Source organism: Jeotgalibacillus proteolyticus (genome assembly GCF_050107735.1).
Lineage (GTDB): Bacteria > Bacillota > Bacilli > Bacillales > Jeotgalibacillaceae > Jeotgalibacillus > Jeotgalibacillus proteolyticus_A.
The window spans coordinates 178,508-204,219 of sequence record NZ_JBNILO010000001.1 but is presented as its reverse complement, the minus strand read 5'-3'; the positions used below and the strand labels follow the sequence as shown (position 1 = coordinate 204,219).

Genomic DNA, 25,712 nt, shown 5'->3' with positions numbered 1-25,712 from the left:
TAATTCCTCCATTCAATTAAATCTTAAATGCCAACGCTTCTGGTTTTGTTAATTCTCTTGTGCCTCCTCCTACTTTAACTGTGTAAAAATCAGCTTCCAGTGAGGTAAGGCGGCTATATTCTTTTGCGACATTTGTCTTAAATGCTTCAATGTGCTGATCTTCTACGATAGTAACGGTGCAGCCGCCAAAGCCAGCTCCTGTCATTCTTGCGCCGACTGTCCCTTTTTGACGGTTCGCAGCTTCCACTAACACGTCAAGTTCATGACAGGAAACTTCATAATCGTCTCTTAACGATTGGTGGGACTGATTCATCCTTTCCCCAAATGAAATCAGATCATTTTCTTCGAGCCTTTTAACGGCGTCAAGCGTCCGTTCATTTTCAGTCACCACATGTCTGACGCGCTTCATTTCTTTATCTGTTAAAAGACTTCCAACTTGTTTAAGGTCTTCAGATGACAAATGACACAATTCCGTAATCGGGAATGCTTTCTTTAATTTTTCCAGTGCAGCTTCACATGTTTCTCTCCGCTCGTTATAGGCGGAGTCAGCCAAGCCGCGTTTTTTGTTGGTATTCACAATCACAATGGAGTACGTTCCAAGATCAAGCGGAACATATTTGAAATCAAGGGTTTCGGAGTTTAATAGCACTGCCTGGTCAAGGGATCCGAAGCCGACAGCAAATTGATCCATAATGCCGCAGTTTACACCGACAAACTGATTTTCCACACGCTGACTCAGCTTGACCAATTCCAATTTTGACAGACCAAGGTGGTGCAGTGTATTAAGAGCATGTACAGTGACAAGCTCAATGGATGCTGAGGAGGAAAGCCCTGCACCATTTGGAATATCACCGTAAAAATACATGTCATATCCTGTTGCTGGGAGCAGGTCTCTGCATTCGTGCACGATTCCTTTAGGATAATTGGTCCAGCCATCTTTTTTGTCCTTTACTAAATGGTGCCTATCGATTTTTATTTGTCCTGCTTCTGGAAAGTTTTCCGAATAAAAAAAGATGTTTGAATCGCTTCGCTCTCTGATCGCAAGATACGTGCCGATCTCAAGTGCGCATGGCAGTACATGGCCACCATTGTAATCGATGTGTTCACCGATCAGATTGACGCGGCCCGGTGCAAAAAATACGCGTACATCCTCCTCTTTCCCGGAAAATTCATTGATAAATGCGCTTACAATTGAATTCAAACCAATCATCCTTTCGTACACTCTTTGAACTTCCAGACAGCGGATTGAAAATCACCATAAAAATGTGTGTTTCCTGTTTTTACTGTGCCAGTGAAAAACGGCGGAATTTGCCAGCCGATATTCATTAGTTCATCTCCGCCGTATTGACGGTGTCTGCGATTGCTCCCTTCCTGCCATTCAACCTCATACGTTTTATCTGCGTCTAATCCGCTCAGTTTAATTCGTTTCAACCCTGCATTGGGCTGGGAAAGCATTCGGTAAAACGCAAGCAAGGCTTCTGATCGATCCTGAGATACCGTCATCCAGGCGGTGTCATTTCCTTCAAAAGGGCTGATCAGCCTGTAAAAATCACCAAACTGAAGCAGGGCTCTTTCTTTTTTAACTAACGAGATTTGTTCAGCAACCACCTTCCGAATGTGATCATCCATTTCCTGGGGGTCAAGCTCGTAACCGAACGCTCCAAACATTGCGGCATGAAAACGGAAGTCAATCGGGGTTACCCTCCCTGTCTGATGGTTAGGGGATGCTGATACGTGTGCGCCAATCGAAGATATTGGATAAACGAGCGAAGTGCCGTATTGAATTTTCAATCGCTCTACAGCATCTGTATTATCACTCGTCCAGGTTTGCGGCATGTAGTAAAGCATACCTGGATCAAATCTGTTGCCTCCGCTCGCGCATGATTCAAACAGTACGGACGGAAAGCTTGATGTAATCTCTTCAAGCACCCGGTAAAGACCTACTATGTATCGATGCATGACTTCTCCCTGGCGGCTGGCAGGCAGTACGTCCGAGTAGACTTCCGTTACGGTGCGATTCATATCCCATTTCACATAAGAGGCTTGGGATTCTCTAAGTACGCGGGAAATAGCTTCAATGATATAATCCTGTACTTCTGTTTTTCCAAGGTCCAGTACCATTTGATTTCTTCCCCGCGTATGGGGACGATGGGGTGCTTTTAATACCCAATCAGGATGCTGCTGATATAACCTGCTTTTTTGGGAAACCATTTCCGGCTCTACCCAGATACCAAATGAAACACTGCGGCTTCGCACATCATCCGCCAGGACTTTTAAACCTTCAGGCAGCTTTTTCTTATCTGCAGTCCAGTCCCCAAGAGAAGTCGTGTCATCATTTCTGCCTTCAAACCAGCCATCATCAAGGACAAATAATTCAACCCCGAGTTCACTTGCAGAGGATGCAAGATCCGAGATTTTTTTATGGTTGAACGTAAAATAAGTGGCTTCCCAGTTATTCAATAACACCGGGCGTTCTTTGTTCTTCCACTGTCCTCTGATTAAATGATTCTGATATAAGGAATGAAAGCTCTGACTCATGTTGTTCAGCCCATTCGCACTGTAGACGAAGACCGCTTCAGGTGTATAGAATGTGTCCTCGGGTACAAGTTCCCATTTGAAGCCTGCGGGATTTATCCCCATCATGATTCGCGTCGTGTCATATGTGTCGACTTCCACACTCCCACGAAAATTCCCGCTGTAGATCAGGTTCAGTCCAATGACCTCTCCCTCATTTTCTGAAGTGTTCGGTCTGGCCAGCGCTAAAAACGGGTTGTGCGAGGAGCTGCTGACACCCTTTTTACTGTCAATCACATGAAGGCCCGGCTTAAGCTTTGAACGATGCAGGTGACGCTCTCTTATCCATGCGCCGTCGAGCTGAATCGACTCATAGTTGTGATCCGGCAAATCGATGGAAGCGCTCATCAGCCGGTGGATCGAAAATGGTTCTGTCCCGGTATTATTTAATTCACAGCGTCGTATGATCACATTCCTCTGATGAAAAACCGTGTAAAATAACGTTAACTCAGCCTCGAGAACCGCATCTTTTAGCGTGATTTGCAACGTCTCACATTCTTCCGCTCCCCCGTAAACAGCAGGCATTCCATTAAGCTCAGGCTTCCCCTTTATGACTTGATAATCATGGTAGATAAAATGAGAAAGTCTTGAACCCTGTTTCTCTTCTAGTTCAATCGCGGGTTCTCTAAAGTCCGATGTCCCGTAAGAAGGATACTCCTGCCTCGCCCACTCCAATGTGAATCCGCTGTTTTTCAGGGGGAAATTTGCATTGCCAAGCGGTTCGTTCGGCATAGGTGCCAACCCTGAGAAGTCGGCGCGGTCCGATACTCTTTTTCCAAAATACGTTTGTTCCAGCTGGCCATTTTCAAGGAGTCTGATGATGTAGCTTACATCTTGTCCCTGTAAATGAAATTGTCTGTCGTGCGTAAAGATGGGCATGCCGAACACTCCTTATTTCACTGCACTTCCAAGCATTCCAGAGATAAACTGGCGCTGAAGGAGCAGGAAGAAAATAATGATAGGAATTGTCGCGATTGTCACCCCTGCCATTACCTGCCCATAATCGATTCGTGATAGACCGAATAGGGTGGATAGGGCAACCGGGAATGTGTACATATCTGTAGTCGAGAGCGCGATTAACGGCCATAGGAAACTATTCCACTGGTAAAGGAATAAGAAAATCGCTGTTGCTGCAAGGGCCGGCTTCATAGATGGAAGCACGATCCGGAAGAAAATTTTCCATTCCCCCGCCCCATCAATCCGGGCAGCTTCAATCAGCGAAGTTGGAAATGCCAGCAGATTCTGTCTCATCAGAAAGATGGCAAATGGATAAGCGAGATTCGGAAGAATAATCGCTTGATACGTGTTCAGCCAATTAAGCGCTGCCATCATTTTAAACAAAGGAATAATTGTTGCATGATAAGGGACCATCATCGAAAGCAGGAAAATGGTAAAGATCGTATTTCTTCCTTTGAAATTAAATTTGGCGAATGCATAAGCAGCCATCGTACAGATAAATAGCGCTAAAATGGTGTAGGTAGTTGAAATAAATAAGGAATTAAACATCACTCGCCCGATGCCAATTGATTCATTAAGATTGCGGATATTTTCCATCAGCATGCTGCCTGGAATCAACGTAGGAGGCTGGGTAAACATGCTTCCACTTGTGTTCGTCGCACCGATTGCGGCCCAGTAAAACGGAAACAGGGAAACGAGCGTTCCAATGACTAAAGCAATATATAGCATGATCTTTTTAATCGTCTTGTTTTTCTTCATTCCTGATCACCCGTCACTTTGAATTGAATAAATGTCATAACCGCAATCAATATCACAATTACGTATGCAATCGTTGAAGCGTAGCCGAAATCATAGAAGCGGAAGCCTGTTTGATAAAGGTACATACCGATTGTCAGCGTCGCATCACTCGGCCCGCCATTCGTCAGAACGAACGGCTCATCGAAAAGCTGCAATGTTCCGATGGTAGAAAGGATCGTTGTGAATAAAATAACCGGCTTCAGACTTGGAATGGTGATATGGAAAAATTGTTTAATCCTGCTGGCACCATCCATGCTCGCTGCTTCATATAATTCCTCTGGAATATTTTGAAGTCCTGCAAGAAAAATGACCATATTATAGCCGACCCATCTCCATGTCATGGCGATCACAAGGGAAGCTTTCGCCCAGAAAGGATCCGAGAGCCAGGGAATTCTATCCAGCCCAACTGCTGAAATCACCTGGTTCACTACTCCATCGTTCATCAGCATGATAGAAAAGATAATAGAGTACGCGACAAGCGACGTAACCGCAGGGAGGAAAAATGATACGCGGAATAATCCTTTAAATTTTAATAGGGCAGAATTTAGCAAACTTGCAATAATCAATGCCAGGAAAATCATCACTGGCACCTGAACAATTAATAGAATAAATGTATTTTTCAATGCTGTGATGAAAATATCATCGCTCATCAGCCGGTGGAAGTTGTCCAGCCCCGTAAATTCAAGATTGCTTCCCTGCCCTGACTGAAAGCTCAAAATTAATGAATAAATGATTGGATAGGCCATAAAAATAGAAAATAAAATGACTGCCGGTCCGACAAACATGTAAGGTATCAATGCTTTTTGTTTCATACTCTACCTTCTTTCATTCCTTCATTTAAACGTTGCAACAAACCGTTTTAATTAACTATGTACCTGCAGCAGCCCTGCATTTTAAAGCCCTGCATAATTGCTTTTGAATCGATTGGAGCGCTGGGGTTTCCTACCCGGTTACACTACAATTAGATTTAGCCCAGCATTCCAAAACCTAAAAATGAATAGAATAAGAGATTTAGCAAGACGTCCTGCTAAACCTCTTTTTTTGTCAAATTCCGTTAGTTATTGATTTCTCGATCTGTTCTTTCCGCAAGTCTTTCTGCTGCTGCTTTTAAAGCTTCAGCAGGATCCGTGCCATTAAACGAATCTGCTTGTGCTTTTATTGCTTCATCAAGACCAAGTGCGTAATCTTCGGTGTAGTAAGGTGTTTCTACATCAGCCATTTCATCAGCAAACAATTCCCAGATTTTCTGACCGCCGAAGAACTCATCTTCACTTGTAAAGATCTCTTCTTCATAAGCCGAATTCAGCGATGGGAAAAGACCGTAGTCTTCCATTGCAATGACTTGTGATTCAGGGCTTGTAGAGAAGAATTCAAGGAAATCATACGCTGCATCCTCGTTGTCTCCGCCTGAAGGAATCATCCAGCTAGAACCCCCAAGGTTAGACGCACGATTGCCGTCTTCCTCAAAAGCAGGAAGTAAGAATACGCCCCAGTCCCCTGCAGTATCCTTAGCCTGGTCAATAATTGTTCCGTAGTACCATGCACCAAATGGAATGGTTGCAACGGATCCATCGACTGTTGCAGAAACCGTTCCATTCCAGCCGTCTACTTCTTTAATCAGGCCAGCTTCTTCGAATTCCAATTGTTTTTCCATTGCCATCACGGCTTCAGGGCTGGTAAGGTCAATGTTTCCGTTCTCGTCAAAGTAATACGTACCGAGTTGATTTAACATCATACGGAATGTTGGGTCGTCATTAAACTTATCAAGCGGCATGGCTGCTACACCCGTAGCTTCTTTAATTTGCTTACCTGCTTCTAAAAAGTCATCCCATGTTTCAATGTCTTCCGGATTTACATTTGCTTCTTCAAAAATACTTCTTCGGTAGAACATTCCACCCGGTCCTGCATCAAACGGCATTGCGTAATACGAATCATTTACCGTGGCAAGATCCTGTTTAAAGGAAGGGAACTGATCCGCATTATCTTCAAATCCCTTATCTGAGAGATTTAAGAAACCATCCGGAAATGCCTGTGCATATCCGCCGATTCGATCATCTTCCACTAGAACGATGTCAGGCAGACCCACGCCTCCTGCTGCAAGTCCAGTAGAAAGCTTGTCATACACATCCAGCCGCCCAATATCCTCGACTTCAATTTTCACGTTAGGATTTTCTTCCTGATATAAAGCCATCGCATCTTCCAAGGCGCCAACGTTTACATTCCAGGCCCATGCAGTCAATGTGGTGTCTCCATCTTCTCCACCTGAACCGCTGCCCCCGTCTGTACCTGTACATCCTGCAAGCATCATTGCACCTGCAGCCGCAAATCCTGCTGCCTTCCACCATTTTTTCATTTTCTTTCCCCCTTGTTTAAAATGAATACCAGATGCGAGCGATCTTTTTTTCGAAACGATGACTATTTAAGAAACCGCTTACATTTACTCTTACTTTAGTAAACAATCAAAATTAAGTCAATGTTTTTTTAGTAAACCGTTTTATTTATTTTTACTAGCCACACGATTTATTCAAATCAAAAGAACCCATTTTGAATTACAAATGTTTAAAATGAGTTCCTTTAATGTTATGGAGTGAATAGTTTTTCAATTTAGTAATACTAGTTCTTGATAAGTAATAATATAGTTTCTTCTTGAATTAACTATCCTATTCTCAAGTTTAGAAGGGGATGTTTGTTAATAAAAACTTTTTTCATTTCAGTAAATCCTTTATTATTTATTTAATTAAAAATAGTAAAAGAAATAAAAAAAATAAACTCTCTCAGCAACCGAATGTTTACTTTCACATTTTTGCGACCATTTTCATTCAATCAATTGTCGTCTCCTACAGAAAGATTCTATGAATGTACTAAGTAAGATTTATTTTTACCCATAAACAAATGCAGAACTATAAAAAGTTCATATTTTCGAGTAGGAATCCGTGTGTCACTTTTTCTGCAGACTGCCTCCCTAACTGGACAATACCTGTGGTTAAAAGTTTTACTTTTCTTCCTCATTTCTTACCACTATTAACTAACAGCGATTTTCACTCAAACAAATCCAACGACAGCTGTTCACCGCCTGATGAATCCTTTGCTTTTTTCTTTCCTGGAAACTGCCGGCTTCCATGCTTTTTTAATTTGGTCTCAGCAATTTCTTTTGCATCTTTGGTTTGTTTGACCGACCAAAGTACGCTTCGTGCATGCTGATTTGCTTGTTGTATATCTACCATTGGTTCAGGATAACCATTCAGCTCCTGTCCACTTTCCCAGGGAGTGTGAATGAACTCATTTGAGACTCCCCGAAGTTCAGGGATATATTTTCTGATAAAAGCACCAGTTGGGTCATGATCAATCCCTTGCTTAATCGGATTATAGATTCTAATCGTATTAAACCCTGTAGTGGCTGCCTGCATTTGAACCTGACTATAGTGAATGCCGGGCTCGTAGTCTAAAAAAAGTCCTGCTAAAGCGTCGGCCGGTTTACGCCAGTCCAGAAGCATCGTATTACAGATAAATGACACCACCATCGCACGGGAACGAAAATTAATCCAGCCAATTTCATGCAGTGCCCGCATAGAAGCATCAATCATGGGGATGCCTGTCTGTCCTTGATACCAACGATCAAAGACCTCTTCATTCCATTTTTCACGAACCTCATCAAATGCTTTATTGATCGTTACATTGGTGATTTCCGGATCGTCCTCGATTCGTTGAATAAAGTGACAGTGCCAGTGCATGCGCGACATAAACATATTCAGGTGATTTTTATGCTGATCATCCTCCAGCTTTGCCATTGTGGATTGTGTTTTCTGCACAATAAACCGAACTGATAAATTGCCCCATGCGATATAAGGAGAGAGCCGGCTGCAGGAAATAGATGAGCGCAGCGGTTTTGAAATATGAAACTGATATTTCTTTGAGCGTTCGCGCAAAAAACTCTTAAATATATCCATGGATTCTCTTTCTCCGCCAACTTGTCCTGACCCAAGCAGCGGCCCGCTGACTTCAAGCTGGTTCAGGATATCTATATTATATGTCAGTGGTTCTGGTAATGCAGCTGGATCAACGGTAGATAAAACATTAGGGCTGGGCAGAACTTTTTCCTTCATAAAGGCTTTCCATTTATCATGAAAATCATCTCTCGACTTTAACCGTCTGACCACACCATAATGCTGATATTCATTAAACGTGAGTTGACGTTCTTTCATCCATTTATGTACACGCAAATCTCGTTTAAATGTCAGAGGAGTCCCATTTTCTTCGTGGGCATGAAGGACAAAATCGCCGTATTTAGCATAAATGGCCTCTAAAATCTCCTCCATTTCCCCAACAGCAAATGCTAAAGATCCTCCTTTTTCCTTAAACTGATTTTGGAGATCGTTCAGACTTTCTTTTACAAACTGAAAATGCCGGGCAGAAAGCTCTGACTCCAGCCAAATAGAAGGCTCCGCTATATACATCACCAGTATGGGCTGCCCTGACTTTAACGCTTCTGTCAACGGCTTATGATCATGTAATCGCAGATCTCGTTTTAACCATACAACCTCTAGCATAAGCCTTCACCTCCGCTCTTTTGTTCTATCTTTACCCTTGATTGTGAAAAATAAAACGAACATGTGTTCTTACGGTGTTCTCCATCTTGCACTTTTATTTCTCCATGCAAAAAAAGCGCCTTTTTTAAAAAAGCGCTTCAACGTGTTATAACTCTTTGCATTATTGTTCTTTGAGCATTGAATACTTTTGATACGCTTTATAGTAACTGCTCGCAAATAAAACAGCCATGAATGCGGGAAGCAGCTTCAGAATGACGAATGGAGTTTCAAAGAGTAAGGCTTTCCAGAATAATGAACCGTCCATACTCCAAAGTCCTTCATGGTATAAGCTTGAGTCGCTGTAAAGCATAAAAGAATAAGCCAAACATAGCGCACCCAGCATAAAGGAATAAGCCATTAATCGCCTATAATAGTTCCCCTTGGATTGGCGATCCGAAAAAATTTCGTTTTGCTCATTGTCTTCTTTTTGCCAATACCTTATACCGCTGAGCCCGGACCCTTTTAGATACATCCACCCGAAATCTTCATACATTGCTTTGTATTCCTCAAGCTTGTTTTTCGGTAAAGAATCCTGACAATCAAGCCGCAAAACATATTTTTTCTCTGTTTTTTCGAAGGTGTATACGCCCAAGCTGCTGATGTTTGTGCAGCGATAGCCTTTTTGCAATTGCTCATTCAGCCATTTTTCTTCTTTTTCAATGTTAAAAAACACTTTAACTTTTTTCATTTTATTCACTTCCTTCATACAAGGATAGGATATGTAGCAGCCTTTCCTGCTCCATTTTCAGAACGGCTTCTCCATCTGTCGTGATCTTATAGATTTTTCTCCTGCCTGAGTTACCAACCGATTCAATCCAGCCATGTTTATTCAGATTTTCAATCGCACCGTATAATGTGCCAGCTGCCAAAATAACGGTGCCCTTACTGATTTCTTCTATCTTCTGCATGACGGCATAGCCATGGTGCGGCTCACGCAAAGCCAATAAAATATAATGCATGGTTTCAGACAACGGTAATAATTTATGCTTCATACTCTCAACCTCTATTCAGTCCAACTATATAGTACAACTTAATAATAAGTTATTACAGTTCAACTGAATAGTCAACTTATTTTCAGAAAAATTTTTGGTCAATTTAAAAAAGTCGATTGCCCATATGTTTGGAGAATCGACTCTTAGTAATAAAATAGACAAATATAAATCTTCCAAAAAAAGTTAAACAGGAAGGATGGAGTGATTGTTTTCAATCCTCATTCTAAAATGGTTCATGATTCTTATTTGTTCTTCCGTACGTTTTTCTTTATCCCCATACATATGCATTAAGCTGTATTCGAACAGCTCTTTTAATTTAATAAATAGAGGAAGTGTATCTGCCATTTCCAGGGACAGGTCATGTTCCTCCTGGTATCCTTCGAGGAGGGCTTTCTTAATCTGTTGTCCAAATTCAATGATATTTCCTCCGCCCACAAACGAATACTCCATCGCACTATAGATCGGAACGGCCAAATCAAAAATATGATAATGCTTCTCGCAATCCTGGAAATCCACCATGGTTAAATTCAAATCTTGATCAACGAGTACATTTTCTAACCAAATATCGCCGTGTATCAATCCATAATTTGATTTATTCTTAGGGATTTTCTTTATCGTTGATACAAGTTCCTCCGCGATGCCTCTAATAGCTGATTCCTCTTCAGGTATGTAGGTAAGAAAGTTATATTCCTCATTATCATGCCAATTATTGATATAGCGTATTTGATGAGCTTCTTCAAACTTTTTTGACAAACGATGCAATTTTCCAATTTGCCTGCCTAACTCTTTTAAAACATTTGCATTCCACTGTTCTCTTGGCAGATGAGCACCAGGCGCGGCTTTATAAAGAACGGTTAAGATTTCATTTTGTTCAAGCGTTATCTTTTCTACAGCCTTCCCATTTAAAGAAGGTATTACTGGGGACACACCTAGTCCTTCTTTATATAAGAACTCCGTATACGCAACTTCTTCAGCTTGTTCATCAAAGCTTTTATAATTTGTTAATCTGCCAAAATAAACACCGTCTTCAGCAGCGCATCGAAACATCTGATTCTGTTACGGATTCAATTTGTATGATATTTACTGGATATACGTTGTTAAGTTGTTCACGTATTTTATGTTCCATATTAACCCCACTTTCTAACATCAAAGGAATGGGTTATCCCTTCATCTCCTTTATATATTCATTCTTTATAAATTCCCGACTTTTCCTCTAACTCTTTTATTCTTTTTTCCAATTCTTTTACTTTATTATTACTAGTAAATACTGTTGTAAACGCAATGATACCGAAATTGAATCCTATTATTCCAAAAATAAATCCCATGATTGAAAAAGTTTCCATAAAATCACCCGCCTTCTTTAACGTCTGAAATTTCAGTTATTATTAGAGACTGGGATAAAAGTGTCTCAGCCAAGTTGGCCGGTTCCCTGCGCTTCAGGTGGACGCTTTCCGCAGGGACGGCGCTGAGCCTTCTTGGGCTTTGCCCTGCTAAGTCTCAGCTTGCCGTCAAATCCTGCAGGAGTCGCCACCTTCCGCTCCGTTCACCTCTTACTATTTATTAATACTTCCTCGTTTTTTAAACTTTTTAGTTATGTCCCAGGTTCTATTTCAACCCCTACATCTCCTCTTACTTGATCAATGTGTCTTTTACCTATCTTAAATTTACATAAAGTTAGCCATAGTAAACAAGACGATATAAAATAAAAGAGGCAAAAAGCTAATCACTAATCCGATCTTTACCGTTTTTTTCATGAATGAAAGAATTGCTCCTATCAACCATACAAGTATGGGCATGAACCAGATAGGATTTGGAAAAGGGGTATCCGTATAACTTTCACCTATTCCTCCAGCTGCAAAAAAGGTAGAAAGAACAATGACAAAAAAGCCAATCACTGCATGGTGGCAAATACAATATACTTTAAATCCCACTTTTAATCACTGCTTTCCTTTCAACTTCATCTAACCCCCAAATATGCCTCAAAGAGTTTTTTCCATTTTACTATTTGTTTCTCTATAACCTACCTTTTCATATAAGTCCCGCGCTTTTTTGTTGTGGCCAAAAACATGAAGTCCAATACTTTTTATTCCTTTATCTTTGGCAAAGGCTTCAATTTCCTGCATAGCCTTTTTACCGTAGCCTTTGCTTCGGTGTTCTTCCCAAATAGTAATGTCATAAATAGATCCTTTGTCATTTAATTTAACAGCCATCCAAATGACACCAACTTCTATGTCTTTATCTATGGAAAATGGAAGCCGCAAGAGGCAATAATAAATGCCGAAAAAGAATTCACAAAGATATCTGCCCCTTCGTTCTCCAAAAATTCCTCAGGTGTTGGATTGCCTTTAGCTTGAGTGTCCGCAAAACTATTATTGCATCCAATTAGAAAAATAAACAAAATACATATAGAGAATAAGCTTTTCGCAACTTTCATTTGGTATCCTATTCGTACAAATTCACATACGAAAAACTTGAGAATAACAATTAACCCTGGACTCTCTATCCATTCATATCTTTTTGACTTTTGAACCTCGGTTTACTAAAATATGCACCGATAAACATAAATAGCAAAGCCGTTAGTATTCCAGCAGCTTCCTGATTAACCAAGACAGAAACCGGAATTGATATAGCAGCTAATATAAAAAATAATCTCATCAACATATGTGTACCTACTTTCTTGTGTTATCTAATACAAATATTTGTTTAATAAGCTTTTTCCATCAACTCATAAATCTCATCAAGTTCTTCAAGAGATACAAATTCTCTAGATGGTAGAAGGACACAATAACCAGGTAGAAACTGAGTATCTCCAATGGCAGCTAAGGCACTTCTCATTTTGCAATTAACATAGGATTTTTCCCACGATTATAATCTCCATCTTTCTACTTTTAGTTGTCATCCCAACTGACCTATAAAATTCAATAGCAGATGTATTTGCATCGTATTTCATAAGGGACTCCTTCGATAGGTAAATTAAACCATTTAAGTAAGTTTATCATAGTTTTTATATAGAAGCAGAATATTCTAATTTCAGAGACGAGACATAATATTTAATTCCTTCTTACTGACAAATAAAAAAGCATTCCTAAGTGAAGGAATGCATGAGATGCCGCAATTAAGGAGCTGCAATTGTACTATTTTCCAGGTGTATAAGTACAAGCAACAGTTTTGTCTTTCAATGATGTTTCCGAACTTCCATTGCTTTTGATCATCGAATTAAAGGTACCTCTTACAGTTTTTTCACTTTAAGCCCTAGTTAATTTAATAACGTATCACCAAGAAATGATATTACAATAACAATAACTGTTGGTATGACTATATTTAATAATGACTTTTTATAAGAAGTCCGGTTTTTAGAATCAAACCTTCGAATTATCTCAAAAACAATAAATCCTCCAATGATTAGGAATGGTTCTTGCCAAAGCTTCAACATTAGTTGATCCCCTCCTAATACCTAGAAGCAGCTAACCCTTTTTAGAACACTAATGTATTGGATCATAGACCATGTATATGGTTTTAATTACCTTTATTCTCTTTTTTGAGATGGAGATGGAGTTAAGAATCCAATCAAAACAACGATCATTCCAGCCACTCCAATTATAAAACCATGCTTCAGACCAGGTTCATTTTGAAAAATTATACCTGTTAACATTATGGCAATGCCTACTAACATTACTTTAATCGAAAAATTCATTCTTTTCACCCCTAGAGTCACTCTACTACAACCGAAAAATGCCTTCAATAAGTTCAGTTACGTCTATGGAATTGCTACTCATTTTTGCTAATTACAGTAAGGCACCCTTTTGTTTTTCTTTACAACCCTCTCTAAAAGACTTGCTAAAACCACTGAGTTTTACTCATTTAGTAAATAACCACCATACAATAAGAAAGATACCCGCTATTCCCCAAACTATGGACTGGATAGTCGTACTTTTCTTACTTCCCAAATTTCTTGTTACAAAAGCGAGAATAAATCCCAGTGTAATCAACCCCACCGTCATCCATAGTAATAAGTCCATTTTTATATCCCCTTTTTCAAATTACTCTGAACCCTGTCAGGTTATTTGAAGAAAGAATGCTGACTACTTCTAAAAATTGAGCGTCCCTTTAGTGGGAAGACCGTATGACTCTATCTTCTATAATTTAGGTTAAGGGGCTTAAACGCGTATTGGATAATGAAAATAGGGAGAAATGCAGCTATAATCCATGTTAAAAATGGAAAAGGAAAACTTGCGAGTAAAGAAACAAGAGTAATATAGATAACATCGAAGAAAATCACATTACTTTTCTTACTATCAGGCACTTTTTTTATATTTTTATGTACGATCAAAAACAAGCCTGCGATAGCAAATAGTATGAAATACCATAAAGGGGAACTTTCACCCGAAAGATAATACCAAGAATATCCTTGTGCCGCAATCATAATCAACAAATATCCTAAAAAGTATTCTTTTATAAACCACATCATGACCTCTCCTAATTCAAAAATAATCTAATTATGCTACCGTATTAAGGAATAACGTTTCCTAGCTGCTCTTTTATTGCTTAAGTCTTTACCCGTATCTTAAGCCAGTTTTAGCATTTTTTTGGCTCTGTAAAAATTTATTTTTGATTTTACTTATTAAAGAAGGTTACTACTATTATTGAAATCTTCTTCGTATAGATTTGCTTGTTAAACTAAGACTTTACATAATAGCTTCAAACAGTCTTTGATAACCAAAAGGCAAAACTAAGGCTACAAACGTTCCAACAAAAATGGATACAGCCATCATAAGTCTATATTTTCGTTTAGATATCTCATCTCTATTTAAGGCTATATTTAAAACCTTTATTATTGAATGAACAGTGATGAATATGATTACTGCCGAAAAAAAACTAATCAAAAAAACTTCCATACTTCTACTCCTTTCCAATTATCAAGCGGAATAAAAATCACTTTTTGCTTGTTTATGTCTTTCAATTCCTCTTTTCATACGTTCACATATGAAAAAATGTTTCAATCACAGCCTTCTCTCGGAACTAAGTCTAGCCATTTTATCATCCTATTCAATATCGCATTTTCTTCTCCTGTTCTTGTTGATAAGCGCCACTTCCCGCGTCAAGTAAAATCATTTTTCATATTCAATCCTTTTATCTGGTATCTCTGCTTCTTCCTTCTTATTAAATAACCTTGTTACGTTCTCAATGGCCTCACTTAATCTAAGTGTTTTATTTTCAGCTGGCAGAAGCTGCTTCTCTTCTTTTAGCTTAACATTAATTTCCTTTTTGATGATAAAAAAAACACTCAAATAAATGAATGCTCGTCCTGGGCCTCTTAGCTTTTTTCCAAATACTTTTAACTCTATAAATAATAAAGTAAAGCTTTTTTAACTGACACGGTGTATAAAAGTTAGTGGTACTATTAACATATCCCTGATAACAACAATACGTACGTTGCGATAGAAAGGATTCTGCTTAATGGATCGTTCTGATTTTACTCAAGCTCATATACAAGAGCTTTTTAGTTTTATCCATGATCATATTGACGACAAATTAACCTTAGAAGAGCTGGCTAAAATCTCTTCCTATTCCCCATTTCACTTCCACCGGAAATTTAAAAAGTTTATAGGCGAAACACCCAATGACTATATAGTAAGGATTAGATTAGAATTTGCCGCTCATCTTCTTTGGTATCAACCTGAAGTTTCCATAACCGATATTGCTTATAGATGTGGTTTTTCATCACCTTCTCACTTATCCCGGTCATTCTTAAAGTATTTTCATATGAGTCCAAGCAAAATACGGGAGAAAGGATATCCCTCTCAAATGGACAAAGCTCAAAACAGCAAGATTATGCAAGTTATTGATGATAATTCTCTTTATACTACTACTGAAGATCCCTTTTCTCTTCTATTAAAAGAACATATTCAATTGGAATCATTTCAGGAGTTCCATTTAAAGGTCATGCTTGAGGTAAATGGGTATGAAGCTGATGCATTAAAAAAGAGTTGGAAGCAGCTGGCGCTGGAAACGAAAGCAACTCAGTTTGTGGGTCTACCTTTAGATAATCCTTTTATTACCCCAAAAGAGAAATGCAGATATTTGTGCGGAGCCATTGCAGCTGATAGGTCCAATGAAAAACTGCATGTTGTTCCCGCAACGGATGCCTTAACAGTGAATATACCAAATCAAATGATGACGAGAGATGAAATCGATTTGTTGTATTCTGACCTTTACAATACATTCCCTTCAACCTTTAATGCTGAACTCTCCTGGGAGTATCCGTTTGAATTTGTTTATATGACTACCCAAGAGGGAGAGTTTGAATTTTTCGTTCACAAGATTTGTGTGCCCGTAAAAAAACGGAAGGAGTGATTTGATGGTTTGGTCAATTTTGCTTGGTGTACTTATTTATATCGTTATCGGAATGGTCTATTATTCTCCATTATTATTCGGCCTTAAATGGGTCAACTTATTAAACATTCAGGACCCAAAGCCAAACTATGGCTTATTGTCACTCACAGCCTTATTAACCACAATCGTCCTTTATGCTTTATTGCAATTTGCCGCTGCAGATTCTTTTGCAAGTGGGGCTTTAATAGGCGTTGCGGCAGGGATCATTGTTACACTTGCATATGCCAAGGATTTTTTATTTGGCCTTGGGACCAACACGAAGCAATCCCGAATGGTTTTTTTAATTGGAGCTGGCTATCATGTTATTGCATTATCGATTATTGGGGGAGTTATGACGTTGTTTTAAAAGACATTGGATGTGAGACACTCTGCCCTAAACCTCTAAAATCCTGTTCTCTAAAGTTGAGAGAACAGGATTTTTTTATACCTTTAGAAAAAGCTGCCCTATTACAGGACAGCTTCACAAATTAAGCAGCATTCTTCTTTTCTTCTGTCTTATTAATCACACTGGATCCTACAAGATCTCCTGTGACGTTTAGCATGGTTGCACCCATTCCAACGAGTACATCAATGGCCGCAAGCAGAGCGACAGCTTCCATTGGCAAACCGAGCTGGGCAAATACGGTCGCGATCATGACGATGCCGGCGCCCGGTACACCTGCTGTTCCGATCGATGCAAGCGTTCCGACGAGAACCACCATCAGCATTTCAGAAAAACCAAGCGGCTCTCCAACTACATTGGCTGCAAATACGGCTGATACCGCAATCCGTACAGCTGCACCATCCATATTAATCGTGGCGCCAAGCGGTAGGCTGAAGCCATATAGACTCTTGGATAGGCCGAGATTTTTTGCTGCATTTAGCGTGATTGGCAGTGTGCCTGAACTGCTTTGCGTCACAAAAGCAGTCAGCATGGGGGTTCTGGCCTGCTTGAAAAAGGCAGCTGGGCTGATTTTAAACAGGACCAGCACAAGTGTATACAGGACAATTTGAACCGCAATGCCCACATACAACACCATGACGACATTCCATAATTCAAGCAGAATACCGCTGCCCTGCGTACCTACTGTGTTGGCAACAATGGCAAATACACCGATCGGTACATATTGAAGGACCCCTTTTACAATGAAGAGTGTTGCTTCATTTAATCCATTTGCAACACCATAGACCTGCTCTCCCATTGCTTGTGTCTCTTCTTTTGATCGCAGATACGAAATCGCAATTCCAAAAAGTATGGCCGTGAAAATGATTCCCAGCAGATTAAATTCAGAGAAGGCTGTCACAATATTTGAAGGAACAATACTGAGCAGTACACTCACCACACCCGGATTCTCAGGCGCTTCAAATGTTTCGCTCGTATCAAGCGTCATTCCTGTACCAGGTGAAAAAAGTGATGCAACCGTCAGACCGACCATTATGGCTAGTGCAGACGTACCAGCATAATAAAGAAACACTTTTCCGCCCATACGACCAAGGGAATTCAGCTTTGTCTGATTCACACCCACAATTAGTGTAAACAAAATAAGCGGCAGAATTAAGAAATTCAATAGATTCATCAGCAGATCGCCAAGTGGTGTCAGGACAGATGCCTGTTCACCGAAAATAAACCCGACGGCTACACCGAGCGCAAGGGCAATCGTAATTTTCAAAATGAGTGAGGTTTTCAGATAGCCCTTCCAGATTTTCTTCAATACAATCCCTCCTAAAATGTATTATTTACGTTTACTTCTTTAAAATCAGATTAATTAGGTCGGGATTAAAGGTAATACAAATAGTAGGCTATTGTCAAAGGAGTTGCTTAAGGATCATCGACCGGTTCACTTCGCTTCAGGTGGAAGCTTTCCGCAGGGACGGCGCCGAGCCTTTTAGGTCGTTGCCCTGTAAAGTCTCAGCTTGCTGTCATCTCCTGCTGGAGTCGCCACCTTCCGCTCCGTTCACCTCATACTAAAGATATACATTGCTTCAATGTTACTCTTTTAATTTATGTCCTGTCCTATATGGAATTATGACATAGTGTTAATAGTTTTTTCATTTTCCTCAATTTAAATGAGAAAAACCCAAATAGACAGCATTTAAGATTAAAATAACACCAGTCACTAAACAAACTTTCGATGCCCCGGAAGCAGATAAATCTTTCTTATCACTATGTAAAAAATAGATGACCGAGACTGCGATTACAATGATGATCGACATGATAATGTAGGAGATTGTTTGGTACAACCAGGTGTACATGACGAAGTGAATCGCTCCTGCAGTGCTAAAAACATATGGAATCAGAGAATAGTGATGCCTGCGAAACATCACAATTAAGAGTGGCAGGCTTAATAACTGACTCATCGAAATAATGATTACCAGACTGTCGAGTTCACCGGTATCCGGTCGGTTCGCAAAAGCACCCATTAAAAACATGATGAATAGTGCGAGGGGTAAAGCCACCATCCCTTGAAATAATGTGGCAATCGCAGCAACAGAAGCGCGTGATTTTGTCCATACTACTCCGCAGATCATCCATGTCATCCCATAAGCAAATAGAAAGGGTGCTCCGGATACATTTGTTCTTGCTAACTCTTTTAGTAAATCCTCCATATTCTTCTCCTCCTTAATATATTTCTCATGAGGATGACTAAAATGAGATTCTTTTTATTAAACGACTTATTCCAAAAACTATAAAGATCATTGAAATTGGCATGGTAATAAAATCACTTATTGGAGTTAGTAAGCCCGCGAAAAATATGATGATACCTAAAATAATTAAACTGACATTCATAAATTTATCCTCTTTTTAATACAATCGCCAGAAAGCAGTGATGGTGTATAGAAACTCTTTTCAACGGAACCGCCAGATGAAAGCTATTTTTTATGTATAACTTCTTCCTACCATGAAACCTACCCTTATAGCTTAACATTCATTTCCTTTTCATTAACAAGTAAAAAAGCATCCCTTATCGAAGGAATGCACTGTTTAGAAAAAAAAACGACTATGTATTCTGTTCGTTGACCTTATTGTTTTTAATGAATATTCCCCACCCTGCCACCATTCCTGCTAAAGCACCTAGTACACTGTAGCGAAGGATAGACATACTATATTCGAAAACTGGGACATACTCTGTCGTATAACCACCGTCAAAAGGAGTCGTTACTTTGTAATCCACCAATAAAATCCCGAGGGCTAATGTAATTAAGAATCCATACATACTCCCTTTTCTAATGCTTTTCTCCATTTGATCATCCCTCATTTAATCTATTTATACTGATTTATAGCCATCCATATCTCGCGACTAGGTCCTAGTAGAATTCAGTAAACCAAGCGATATACCTTGCTCCCCAAATAAACAAAACTTGAGCCAGTAACGTCCCTAGCAAGCGTGATATTACCATCATTAAAGAAATACTTTTCAGCTTTTCGTAGCTTCCTCTTTGATTCACAACATCATCTGCCAGGACGGATATTTTGGGATCAATTAACAAAACCAACAGGATTGTTGCTATTCCATTAATCAAACCGGAAGCCATAATTGCGGTACCTGCTCTGTCAGGTACTAGTAAAGCAGCATATAGTGCAGCTAATACACCTATCGTATAGATTGCTGTAATAACCATATTTGCAACAAATAGACTGATGGGAATATCCTTAACCCTGGTATTCTGCAGGTAAGAAAACTTCGGCAGACTAAAATGAGTGATGCCGCGCTTTATGTACTGTATGGATAAGATTCTTTTCATCAAAGAAGGAACTGACCCTTTTTCCTCTGATAAATGAATGATCGCTCTTGAAAACAAGGCTATGAAAGTTGGCAGCAGAATAATTCCAAATAGCGTCCCAACAGTAGATGCACCAATAAGAATACGAAATTGTGCTTCTACAAACTCCAGCGTATTTTCCTTAGGAGCCGTATCAATTAGATTGCCGGTGAATGGCTGCTGCATCATGTTTGCTAACCTTGAGACGATCACCATAATGTTAAAAAGAGATAAAGCAGAGGCTATCATTTTAACTCTTGCACCTGATAACCTCACCGCATAAGCTAATGTCTCTACCGAATGGATGATAAAAATAAACAAAGCTATAAAAATGACTTTTTCACTTATGAGTTCCATTCAGTACCCTTCTTTTCATATTATTTTTTAGATTTAAAATAGATAATCTCCGGGTCACCCTCATCCAAGTTTTCCACTATCCCGCTTGTAATGAAACCATTCGAATCAAATACCTTCTGCATACTAATGTTAGAGCGATTAGTAGAAGAAAAAACTTTTGAAGTGGGAGATTGCCTCATCATATAATCCAACAATAGACTTGCAAATCCCTTACGTCTGTAAGATGGTGAAATGACCACGAGTGATACAAAAGCACAATGAAAGAAATTTGTTTCGTAGATTAAAAAGCCTGCTATCTCCTTGTCACATTTTGCGATTAGACAATTTCCAAGCTCAATAGATTTCTTGAAATAGCTTAACCTGCTTGTATTGCCAATAAGCTCTTTATCTATGCGAGCGATCATGTCTAGATCCTCAATATTAGCAATATGAACGGTCTTCATTAGTTTTTCTCCTTATTAATTATTCGGTTTGAAACTAGACCTGATCTTATGATTTTCCACGGAATCACACTTAAACTTCCTTATATCTTGCCAGCCATATACAAGTTCATTTAACCTTTTTCCTGAAACCTCTATCTCAATAATATCAATCTGTTTGGCACCAAGGGACTCGTAAAATAAACGGGAATTGTTTTCTTCTAATACTAAAACAACCATTGAAAATATTTCGTTTTGTATTAAATCTTCAATGATAGGATTTATTAATAACTTGCCTAATCCTTTCCTATGATAATCCTCTAAAATATAGATTGCATATAATTCACCATTGTAAGCAGGGTACTTGCTTGTTCTTTCTTTTCCACCATTAGAGAAACCAATTATTTCACCCTCATCCGTTTCAGCTACAAATACTGCTTGGTCTGCTATTATAGATTTCCATATTTGTTCTCTACTCTCATATGTCATTATGTTTAAGTACTCATCTGGCACAATGTTTTTATAAGTGGTTTTCCAGCAGTCAACTTGTACTTTTGCAACGCCTCTCGCATCTTTAATATGTGCTCTCCTTATATTCATATGCCTCTCGCTTTCTTTGCTCTCTTATCTTTTCGTTCTAAAATTATAGGAATAATATTCAGCAGGATTGAAGCAATGGTCAAAAACCATAATACCTTCTCCATGGTAGGCACTACATCCAATAAAGCTCCCATATCTTCCACCACTACCCAATTCGATACAAGACTGTATTCAGCGCAGAGTGTGAGGGCTGTAAATGATAATCCCAACGCCATTGCAAGCTTATAATCTTTTCCTTTTGAGAACAAATAAATATTTATCAATGTTGCTATGATTGCAATAATTCCGAAAATTATCCACATAACTAGACCCCCATCGTCTGTTTCTTCTACAACTACTTCCAAATTTCATCTAATTTATTGGAGTAAAAATCAATTGCGTTTTTGTAACCCAGTAGTTCATCGTCTCTGGTTGTATCTGTTAAGCAATTTAACAGCAACTCCATCGCACAGCTATGTTGGTTTAAGTTATATAAGGTCATCGCGTAAAATGTTTGAATGGCTTTATTGTCTGGGAATAATTCAATTCCTTTTAGAAATGTAGTTTCTGACTTTTTATATTCACCTAATGATCGATATGTACTTCCTAATCCTAATAAGGCACCCTTTAATTCCTTTGAAGGCAACCCTAACTTGATTGCGCGTTCGTAATAGGGCACTGCTTTTGATTCTTCTCCTAACAAATCAAAACTCCAGGCACATTGGTAGTTAATAGACGCTGCATCTGGAAAATCCTGAACCAGTTTGATCAATAGTTTATTTGATTTTATTAGATTTCTATTTTTTCTTAATTCAATTGCTTGGTTTAACTCTTTCTCCATCCATTTGCTCCCCTTCAACCAGTTCTTTAATTAATTTCCTGTCATCCTTTTAAGAGAGTATAAAAGATCATCTTTTAATCGATTTAATAATCATAGTAGTCGGGAATCTCCTTGCCTTGTATAGAGAATAATATTGATCAGAAATCTCTTCCTTTACCTCGTCGTAGTTACTTGAAACATCACTTTCAATGACGAATTCAATGGTAAATCCTGCTTTTATTAACTCATTTATATACGTGGCCATCTTTCTTGTTGGAATGACCACTGGGGCCTCCTCGCCCTTAAAGTTCGGATACTTGATCACCCCTTCATTCTGATAGGCACCTTCTAAATAAATTTGGCCGTTCCCACTTTTTAAATGAGCATATAGGGGATGATCCCAACTAAATATAAAGGAACCTCCCGGCTTCAAATAAGAGTGGATCAGTTCGAACGCAGCTGAAAGATTTGTCGTCCAGCCAATGGCATAAATTGAGTAAACCATATCAAAATAGTGCTTGGGCAATCCACAGGCCTCTTCCATTGGGGAGCAGAATAAATGGGCATCTAATCCTTCTAGCGTTTCTTTTGCTGTTTTTATTTGAGTCTCAGATAAGTCAATCCCCCATAATTCGCTGGCACCCTGATTCGTCATATATTTCAATGAATGACCGCTTCCGCAGCCGATATCAAGAACTTTTTTATTTTCAATTCCATCAAATAGTCGCAATTCATCTTCAGTTTGTGCAAAAGGACCATAGCTTGGCAATGCATCCTTCCCATTAAAATGATGAGCTACCTTATCCCAGCTATTTTTGTTTTGTTTAAGAATATCAGCTGACAAACTAATTCCCCCATCCAGCTCAACTATTTTTTCAGAGATAACTACTTATTAAGTCTTTTGTTAGCTTCCATCGTAATGAACTCCGGCAAATAGTTGGGAGTACATCCTTTCGCTACAGTTTCATCTTTGTATAGACCCGTTTTCTCACCAATTTCAATACAACATGCGCGATTCTTTTCATCATAAACGCCTATCCAGCCTGCGGTAAAATTCATGGCCCATTGAACTTCAGGTTCTTCCTGCCCAATAGTCGCTTCTAACGCAGATAGCAGATCTTCTGTATTGTCAGGCGGTGTTTGTCCAGTCCATCTTAATCGCGCTTGATAATACCAGAAAGCCCGCCTTTGAAGAGCAGAAGGACTATTTTCCCACGACTCCATCAATGCAATGTTATTCTTGTGTTTGGTAAGCTGATTGGCCATTAACCAATCCATTAAGTAATTTCGCTCATCAACAGTATGAGTCTGCATATCCTTATCAAGCTTATCTAGCACATCTTGTGAGAGAAGTGTTTTGTCCATAATTAAGATGGCTAATAGCCTGGGCAAATACCCTTCGGTTGACCAAAGTTCCATCGCTAGTTCGTGATCTTTTTTAATGTCTTTCGCGATCTTTCGTAAGTCTCCCAGCTTCGTTTTGCTATTGATTTGAATGAGAATATTTTCTGCTTTTGAAGAGCGTTTTTCGTTCATTTTAAATAACTCCTTTCTTGAGCTTTTCATAATATGTTTTTGATAGAATATCTCGTATAAGTACAACAACTTGTAGTAGAAGGTCAGCCATCTTTAGTATACTACTAACATTTACTTCCTTTTAATAAGATACGAAAAGAGCATTTCTTTTTTTCAAGAAATGCCCCCAGGTCTACTATTTTGGTCGATAAATTCTGAAATGCGAACCAATCATTATTCAAGATTAGCCCCATTCTTTAAAGACTTGATATCAAGATTCAATCTTTGTCGTTAAAACTTTACAGCTCGTGTAGCAATGAAAGTCTTGATATGCTTATCTAAAATTCTTGATCCTCCAAAATCGTCTTCGTAATATCCAGTGATAGCAAAGCCGACATCGATTTGACCCTGGATCTGGTCTTCCAAAGTATGCGCATACTCAATTGTTTGATTTGATTGAATGTACCCTTCTACATCACCTTCTGGCAGGTAATCAAGAGTGGATGAAGGTATAGAGTATTTAACATCAAGAATGCCTGTTCTTTCTTTCTCATCGTCAAAAATCCATAAAAGAGGGTTTGTGAATCCAGTGATCAGTACACCATTCCTCTTCAAAACTCTGTATGCCTCTTTCCAAACAAGGTGTATATCTTTAACAAACAAATTAGAAACTGGGTTTACAATCAAATCAAATGACTCATCCTCAAAGTCACTGAGATCTATCATATCACCTTGTACTGTTTTTAAAGATAGCCCATCCCTTTCTGCAACTTTCTGATCTTGTTCTAGCTGCTTCTTAGAAATATCAGTCACCGTAACGTCTGCTCCTGCTGCTGAAAGTACTGGTGCCTGCTGTCCTCCTCCGGAAGCTAAACAAAGAATTTTCAAACCCTTCAACGTACTAGGAAACCATTTTCTAGGCACATGTTTTTCAGTAGTTACAGTAATTCCCCAATCATCATTTTTAGCTCTTTCAATAACTTCAGTGCTTACAGACTTGGTGTATCTAGACCCCTCTTTCACTTTCTCGTCCCAAGCAGTACTGTTTTGTTTCGTTGTATCCATAATTAATCCCTACTTTCTAAGTTCCATTAACCTGCACTAGTAGTGAAAAAGCGATTGCTCTTGTTGAACAATCGCCCCAGTTAGTTTAAAAGTTCATTTACTTTCTTTTCGTCTTTTAAAGATTCTTGTATAAGGCCTTTTAGCTTAACTTCGTTGTCAATTTCACTGAATTCTATTCCATACAACTCTTGAAGGTTCTCCCGCGTAATTTTATACTCGTACACTTCTTCAACCATTTCAAAATCAAATTTTATCCAGTCCACATTTTGTATCAATGTAAATAAATAAGACGCATTGTTAATAGCAGTTTCTTTATCATCTAATCCTGAGTCGAACCAGTTATAGTTTACAGTAATTCCATAGGGTTCATCTTTTGTTTTGAGTTCTACTCCACTAAAATGTTTTGCGCCTTGTAAATGATTAACAGAATTAATTACTGCGCTGTTATCACCTACATATGAACCTTTATATTGGAATAAATCAACATCAGCATTATTATCACTTGAATTACAACCACTTAAAAAGAGCATTATCAATGATGAAATCAGTAAAAAACTATTCTTTTGCCTCAACTTCAATTCCCCCTTATGAAAAAAATCATAGAAATTGTTTAACAATTTTGTTCCATTATCGCAAGAAGCAGCTACTCTTGTTGAGCTATCGCACCCGATAGTTTAAGTGCATTTATTCACAAAGTAATCTTATTTCTATTTATGCATTACCTTTTTTCTTTTTCAAGTTTTTTATTAGGTAGATTCCTCCTATTATAAGAATTAGAATGATAACTACTGTAATAGCTCCAAATTGTAAAAAAGCCTTGGCTATTGCTGATAAGAAACTCATATTAACCCCCCTTAACAAAAGTATTGTATGTAAAATTATAACAGTGAAAAAAAAGGAAATAACAAAGAGTAAG

29 protein-coding genes and 1 pseudogene are annotated in these 25,712 nt (G+C 38.8%); 2 read left to right on the top strand and 28 right to left on the bottom strand.

The annotated features are described in order from the left end of the window. Nucleotides 1-16 precede the first annotated feature (16 nt). The 16 genes and pseudogenes from ACQCT8_RS01130 to ACQCT8_RS01055 all read right to left on the bottom strand — a co-directional run bounded on the left by ACQCT8_RS01130 (nucleotide 17) and on the right by ACQCT8_RS01055 (nucleotide 14,802). Nucleotides 17-1,201: a galactokinase gene (locus ACQCT8_RS01130; protein WP_426867853.1), complete on the bottom strand. Its 1,185-nt coding sequence runs from the start codon at nucleotides 1,199-1,201 to the stop codon at nucleotides 17-19. Nucleotides 1,202-1,206: 5 nt separating this feature from the next. Further along, nucleotides 1,207-3,453, bottom strand: a complete 2,247-nt coding sequence (locus tag ACQCT8_RS01125; RefSeq protein ID WP_426867852.1) for an alpha-galactosidase — start codon at nucleotides 3,451-3,453, stop codon at nucleotides 1,207-1,209. 12 nt (nucleotides 3,454-3,465) lie between these two features. Then, on the bottom strand, nucleotides 3,466-4,290 hold the full coding sequence (locus ACQCT8_RS01120) for a carbohydrate ABC transporter permease (RefSeq protein ID WP_426867851.1): 825 nt from the start codon (nucleotides 4,288-4,290) through the stop codon (nucleotides 3,466-3,468). After that, nucleotides 4,287-5,141 carry a carbohydrate ABC transporter permease gene (locus tag ACQCT8_RS01115; RefSeq protein WP_426867850.1) on the bottom strand — a complete coding sequence of 285 codons (855 nt, stop codon included), beginning with the start codon at nucleotides 5,139-5,141 and terminating at the stop codon, nucleotides 4,287-4,289. The genes ACQCT8_RS01120 and ACQCT8_RS01115 overlap by 4 nt, the downstream gene beginning before the upstream one ends. Before the next feature lie 242 nt (nucleotides 5,142-5,383). Beyond that, a complete protein-coding gene (locus tag ACQCT8_RS01110) occupies nucleotides 5,384-6,682 on the bottom strand; it encodes an ABC transporter substrate-binding protein (RefSeq protein WP_426867849.1) in 1,299 nt (432 codons plus the stop codon). A gap of 685 nt (nucleotides 6,683-7,367) precedes the next feature. Then, the gene (locus ACQCT8_RS01105) at nucleotides 7,368-8,876 is read right to left on the bottom strand and encodes a deoxyribodipyrimidine photo-lyase/cryptochrome family protein (RefSeq protein WP_426867848.1); all 1,509 of its coding nucleotides are present in this window, start codon (nucleotides 8,874-8,876) and stop codon (nucleotides 7,368-7,370) included. Nucleotides 8,877-9,036: 160 nt separating this feature from the next. After that, nucleotides 9,037-9,603: a DUF2812 domain-containing protein gene (locus tag ACQCT8_RS01100; RefSeq protein WP_426867847.1), complete on the bottom strand. Its 567-nt coding sequence runs from the start codon at nucleotides 9,601-9,603 to the stop codon at nucleotides 9,037-9,039. Between the two features lies 1 nt (nucleotide 9,604). After that, the gene (locus tag ACQCT8_RS01095; RefSeq protein ID WP_426867846.1) at nucleotides 9,605-9,907 is read right to left on the bottom strand and encodes a PadR family transcriptional regulator; all 303 of its coding nucleotides are present in this window, start codon (nucleotides 9,905-9,907) and stop codon (nucleotides 9,605-9,607) included. Nucleotides 9,908-10,090: 183 nt separating this feature from the next. Further along, nucleotides 10,091-11,033: pseudogene (locus tag ACQCT8_RS01090) on the bottom strand (phosphotransferase enzyme family protein). 58 nt (nucleotides 11,034-11,091) lie between these two features. Beyond that, nucleotides 11,092-11,250 (bottom strand): hypothetical protein, encoded by a 159-nt coding sequence (locus tag ACQCT8_RS01085; RefSeq protein WP_426867845.1) that lies wholly within the window; start codon nucleotides 11,248-11,250, stop codon nucleotides 11,092-11,094. 321 nt (nucleotides 11,251-11,571) lie between these two features. Then, a complete protein-coding gene (locus ACQCT8_RS01080) occupies nucleotides 11,572-11,838 on the bottom strand; it encodes a hypothetical protein (protein WP_426867844.1) in 267 nt (88 codons plus the stop codon). Between the two features lie 48 nt (nucleotides 11,839-11,886). Continuing rightward, nucleotides 11,887-12,168: a GNAT family N-acetyltransferase gene (locus tag ACQCT8_RS01075; RefSeq protein ID WP_426867843.1), complete on the bottom strand. Its 282-nt coding sequence runs from the start codon at nucleotides 12,166-12,168 to the stop codon at nucleotides 11,887-11,889. 1,265 nt (nucleotides 12,169-13,433) lie between these two features. Beyond that, entirely contained in the window at nucleotides 13,434-13,601 is a 168-nt protein-coding gene (locus tag ACQCT8_RS01070) for a hypothetical protein (protein ID WP_426867842.1), read from the bottom strand. Nucleotides 13,602-13,764: 163 nt separating this feature from the next. Further along, nucleotides 13,765-13,926, bottom strand: a complete 162-nt coding sequence (locus ACQCT8_RS01065) for a hypothetical protein (protein ID WP_426867841.1) — start codon at nucleotides 13,924-13,926, stop codon at nucleotides 13,765-13,767. A gap of 110 nt (nucleotides 13,927-14,036) precedes the next feature. Further along, complete coding sequence (locus ACQCT8_RS01060) at nucleotides 14,037-14,372, bottom strand: hypothetical protein (protein ID WP_426867840.1); 336 nt, start codon at nucleotides 14,370-14,372, stop codon at nucleotides 14,037-14,039. A 220-nt stretch (nucleotides 14,373-14,592) separates the two neighbouring features. Continuing rightward, entirely contained in the window at nucleotides 14,593-14,802 is a 210-nt protein-coding gene (locus ACQCT8_RS01055; protein WP_426867839.1) for a hypothetical protein, read from the bottom strand. A 562-nt stretch (nucleotides 14,803-15,364) separates the two neighbouring features. Here ACQCT8_RS01055 and ACQCT8_RS01050 point away from each other — a divergent pair. Further along, a complete protein-coding gene (locus ACQCT8_RS01050) occupies nucleotides 15,365-16,261 on the top strand; it encodes a helix-turn-helix domain-containing protein (protein ID WP_426867838.1) in 897 nt (298 codons plus the stop codon). Between the two features lie 4 nt (nucleotides 16,262-16,265). Next, entirely contained in the window at nucleotides 16,266-16,646 is a 381-nt protein-coding gene (locus tag ACQCT8_RS01045; RefSeq protein WP_426867837.1) for a DUF1761 domain-containing protein, read from the top strand. Nucleotides 16,647-16,767: 121 nt separating this feature from the next. Here the strand turns inward: ACQCT8_RS01045 and ACQCT8_RS01040 are convergent, their stop codons facing one another. The 12 genes from ACQCT8_RS01040 to ACQCT8_RS00985 form a co-directional block, all read right to left on the bottom strand. Further along, on the bottom strand, nucleotides 16,768-17,991 hold the full coding sequence (locus ACQCT8_RS01040; protein WP_426867836.1) for a dicarboxylate/amino acid:cation symporter: 1,224 nt from the start codon (nucleotides 17,989-17,991) through the stop codon (nucleotides 16,768-16,770). Nucleotides 17,992-18,337: 346 nt separating this feature from the next. After that, on the bottom strand, nucleotides 18,338-18,886 hold the full coding sequence (locus ACQCT8_RS01035; RefSeq protein WP_426867835.1) for a DUF7010 family protein: 549 nt from the start codon (nucleotides 18,884-18,886) through the stop codon (nucleotides 18,338-18,340). Between the two features lie 392 nt (nucleotides 18,887-19,278). Further along, nucleotides 19,279-19,521 (bottom strand): hypothetical protein, encoded by a 243-nt coding sequence (locus ACQCT8_RS01030; RefSeq protein ID WP_426867834.1) that lies wholly within the window; start codon nucleotides 19,519-19,521, stop codon nucleotides 19,279-19,281. A 64-nt stretch (nucleotides 19,522-19,585) separates the two neighbouring features. Then, nucleotides 19,586-20,398 carry a lipid II flippase Amj family protein gene (locus ACQCT8_RS01025; protein WP_426867833.1) on the bottom strand — a complete coding sequence of 271 codons (813 nt, stop codon included), beginning with the start codon at nucleotides 20,396-20,398 and terminating at the stop codon, nucleotides 19,586-19,588. A 20-nt stretch (nucleotides 20,399-20,418) separates the two neighbouring features. Continuing rightward, on the bottom strand, nucleotides 20,419-20,841 hold the full coding sequence (locus ACQCT8_RS01020) for a GNAT family N-acetyltransferase (protein WP_426867832.1): 423 nt from the start codon (nucleotides 20,839-20,841) through the stop codon (nucleotides 20,419-20,421). Between the two features lie 15 nt (nucleotides 20,842-20,856). Continuing rightward, nucleotides 20,857-21,417, bottom strand: a complete 561-nt coding sequence (locus tag ACQCT8_RS01015) for an N-acetyltransferase family protein (RefSeq protein ID WP_426867831.1) — start codon at nucleotides 21,415-21,417, stop codon at nucleotides 20,857-20,859. After that, on the bottom strand, nucleotides 21,414-21,719 hold the full coding sequence (locus tag ACQCT8_RS01010; RefSeq protein WP_426867830.1) for a hypothetical protein: 306 nt from the start codon (nucleotides 21,717-21,719) through the stop codon (nucleotides 21,414-21,416). The genes ACQCT8_RS01015 and ACQCT8_RS01010 overlap by 4 nt, the downstream gene beginning before the upstream one ends. Before the next feature lie 32 nt (nucleotides 21,720-21,751). Next, complete coding sequence (locus tag ACQCT8_RS01005; RefSeq protein ID WP_426867829.1) at nucleotides 21,752-22,237, bottom strand: tetratricopeptide repeat protein; 486 nt, start codon at nucleotides 22,235-22,237, stop codon at nucleotides 21,752-21,754. A gap of 67 nt (nucleotides 22,238-22,304) precedes the next feature. Then, nucleotides 22,305-23,060, bottom strand: coding sequence for a class I SAM-dependent methyltransferase (locus tag ACQCT8_RS01000; protein ID WP_426867828.1), 756 nt, complete (start codon nucleotides 23,058-23,060; stop codon nucleotides 22,305-22,307). Between the two features lie 41 nt (nucleotides 23,061-23,101). Next, complete coding sequence (locus tag ACQCT8_RS00995; RefSeq protein ID WP_426867827.1) at nucleotides 23,102-23,752, bottom strand: DNA alkylation repair protein; 651 nt, start codon at nucleotides 23,750-23,752, stop codon at nucleotides 23,102-23,104. A gap of 270 nt (nucleotides 23,753-24,022) precedes the next feature. Continuing rightward, nucleotides 24,023-24,796 carry a class I SAM-dependent methyltransferase gene (locus ACQCT8_RS00990; RefSeq protein WP_426867826.1) on the bottom strand — a complete coding sequence of 258 codons (774 nt, stop codon included), beginning with the start codon at nucleotides 24,794-24,796 and terminating at the stop codon, nucleotides 24,023-24,025. An 80-nt stretch (nucleotides 24,797-24,876) separates the two neighbouring features. After that, nucleotides 24,877-25,368, bottom strand: coding sequence for a DUF4825 domain-containing protein (locus ACQCT8_RS00985; protein WP_426867825.1), 492 nt, complete (start codon nucleotides 25,366-25,368; stop codon nucleotides 24,877-24,879). Nucleotides 25,369-25,712 lie beyond the last annotated feature (344 nt).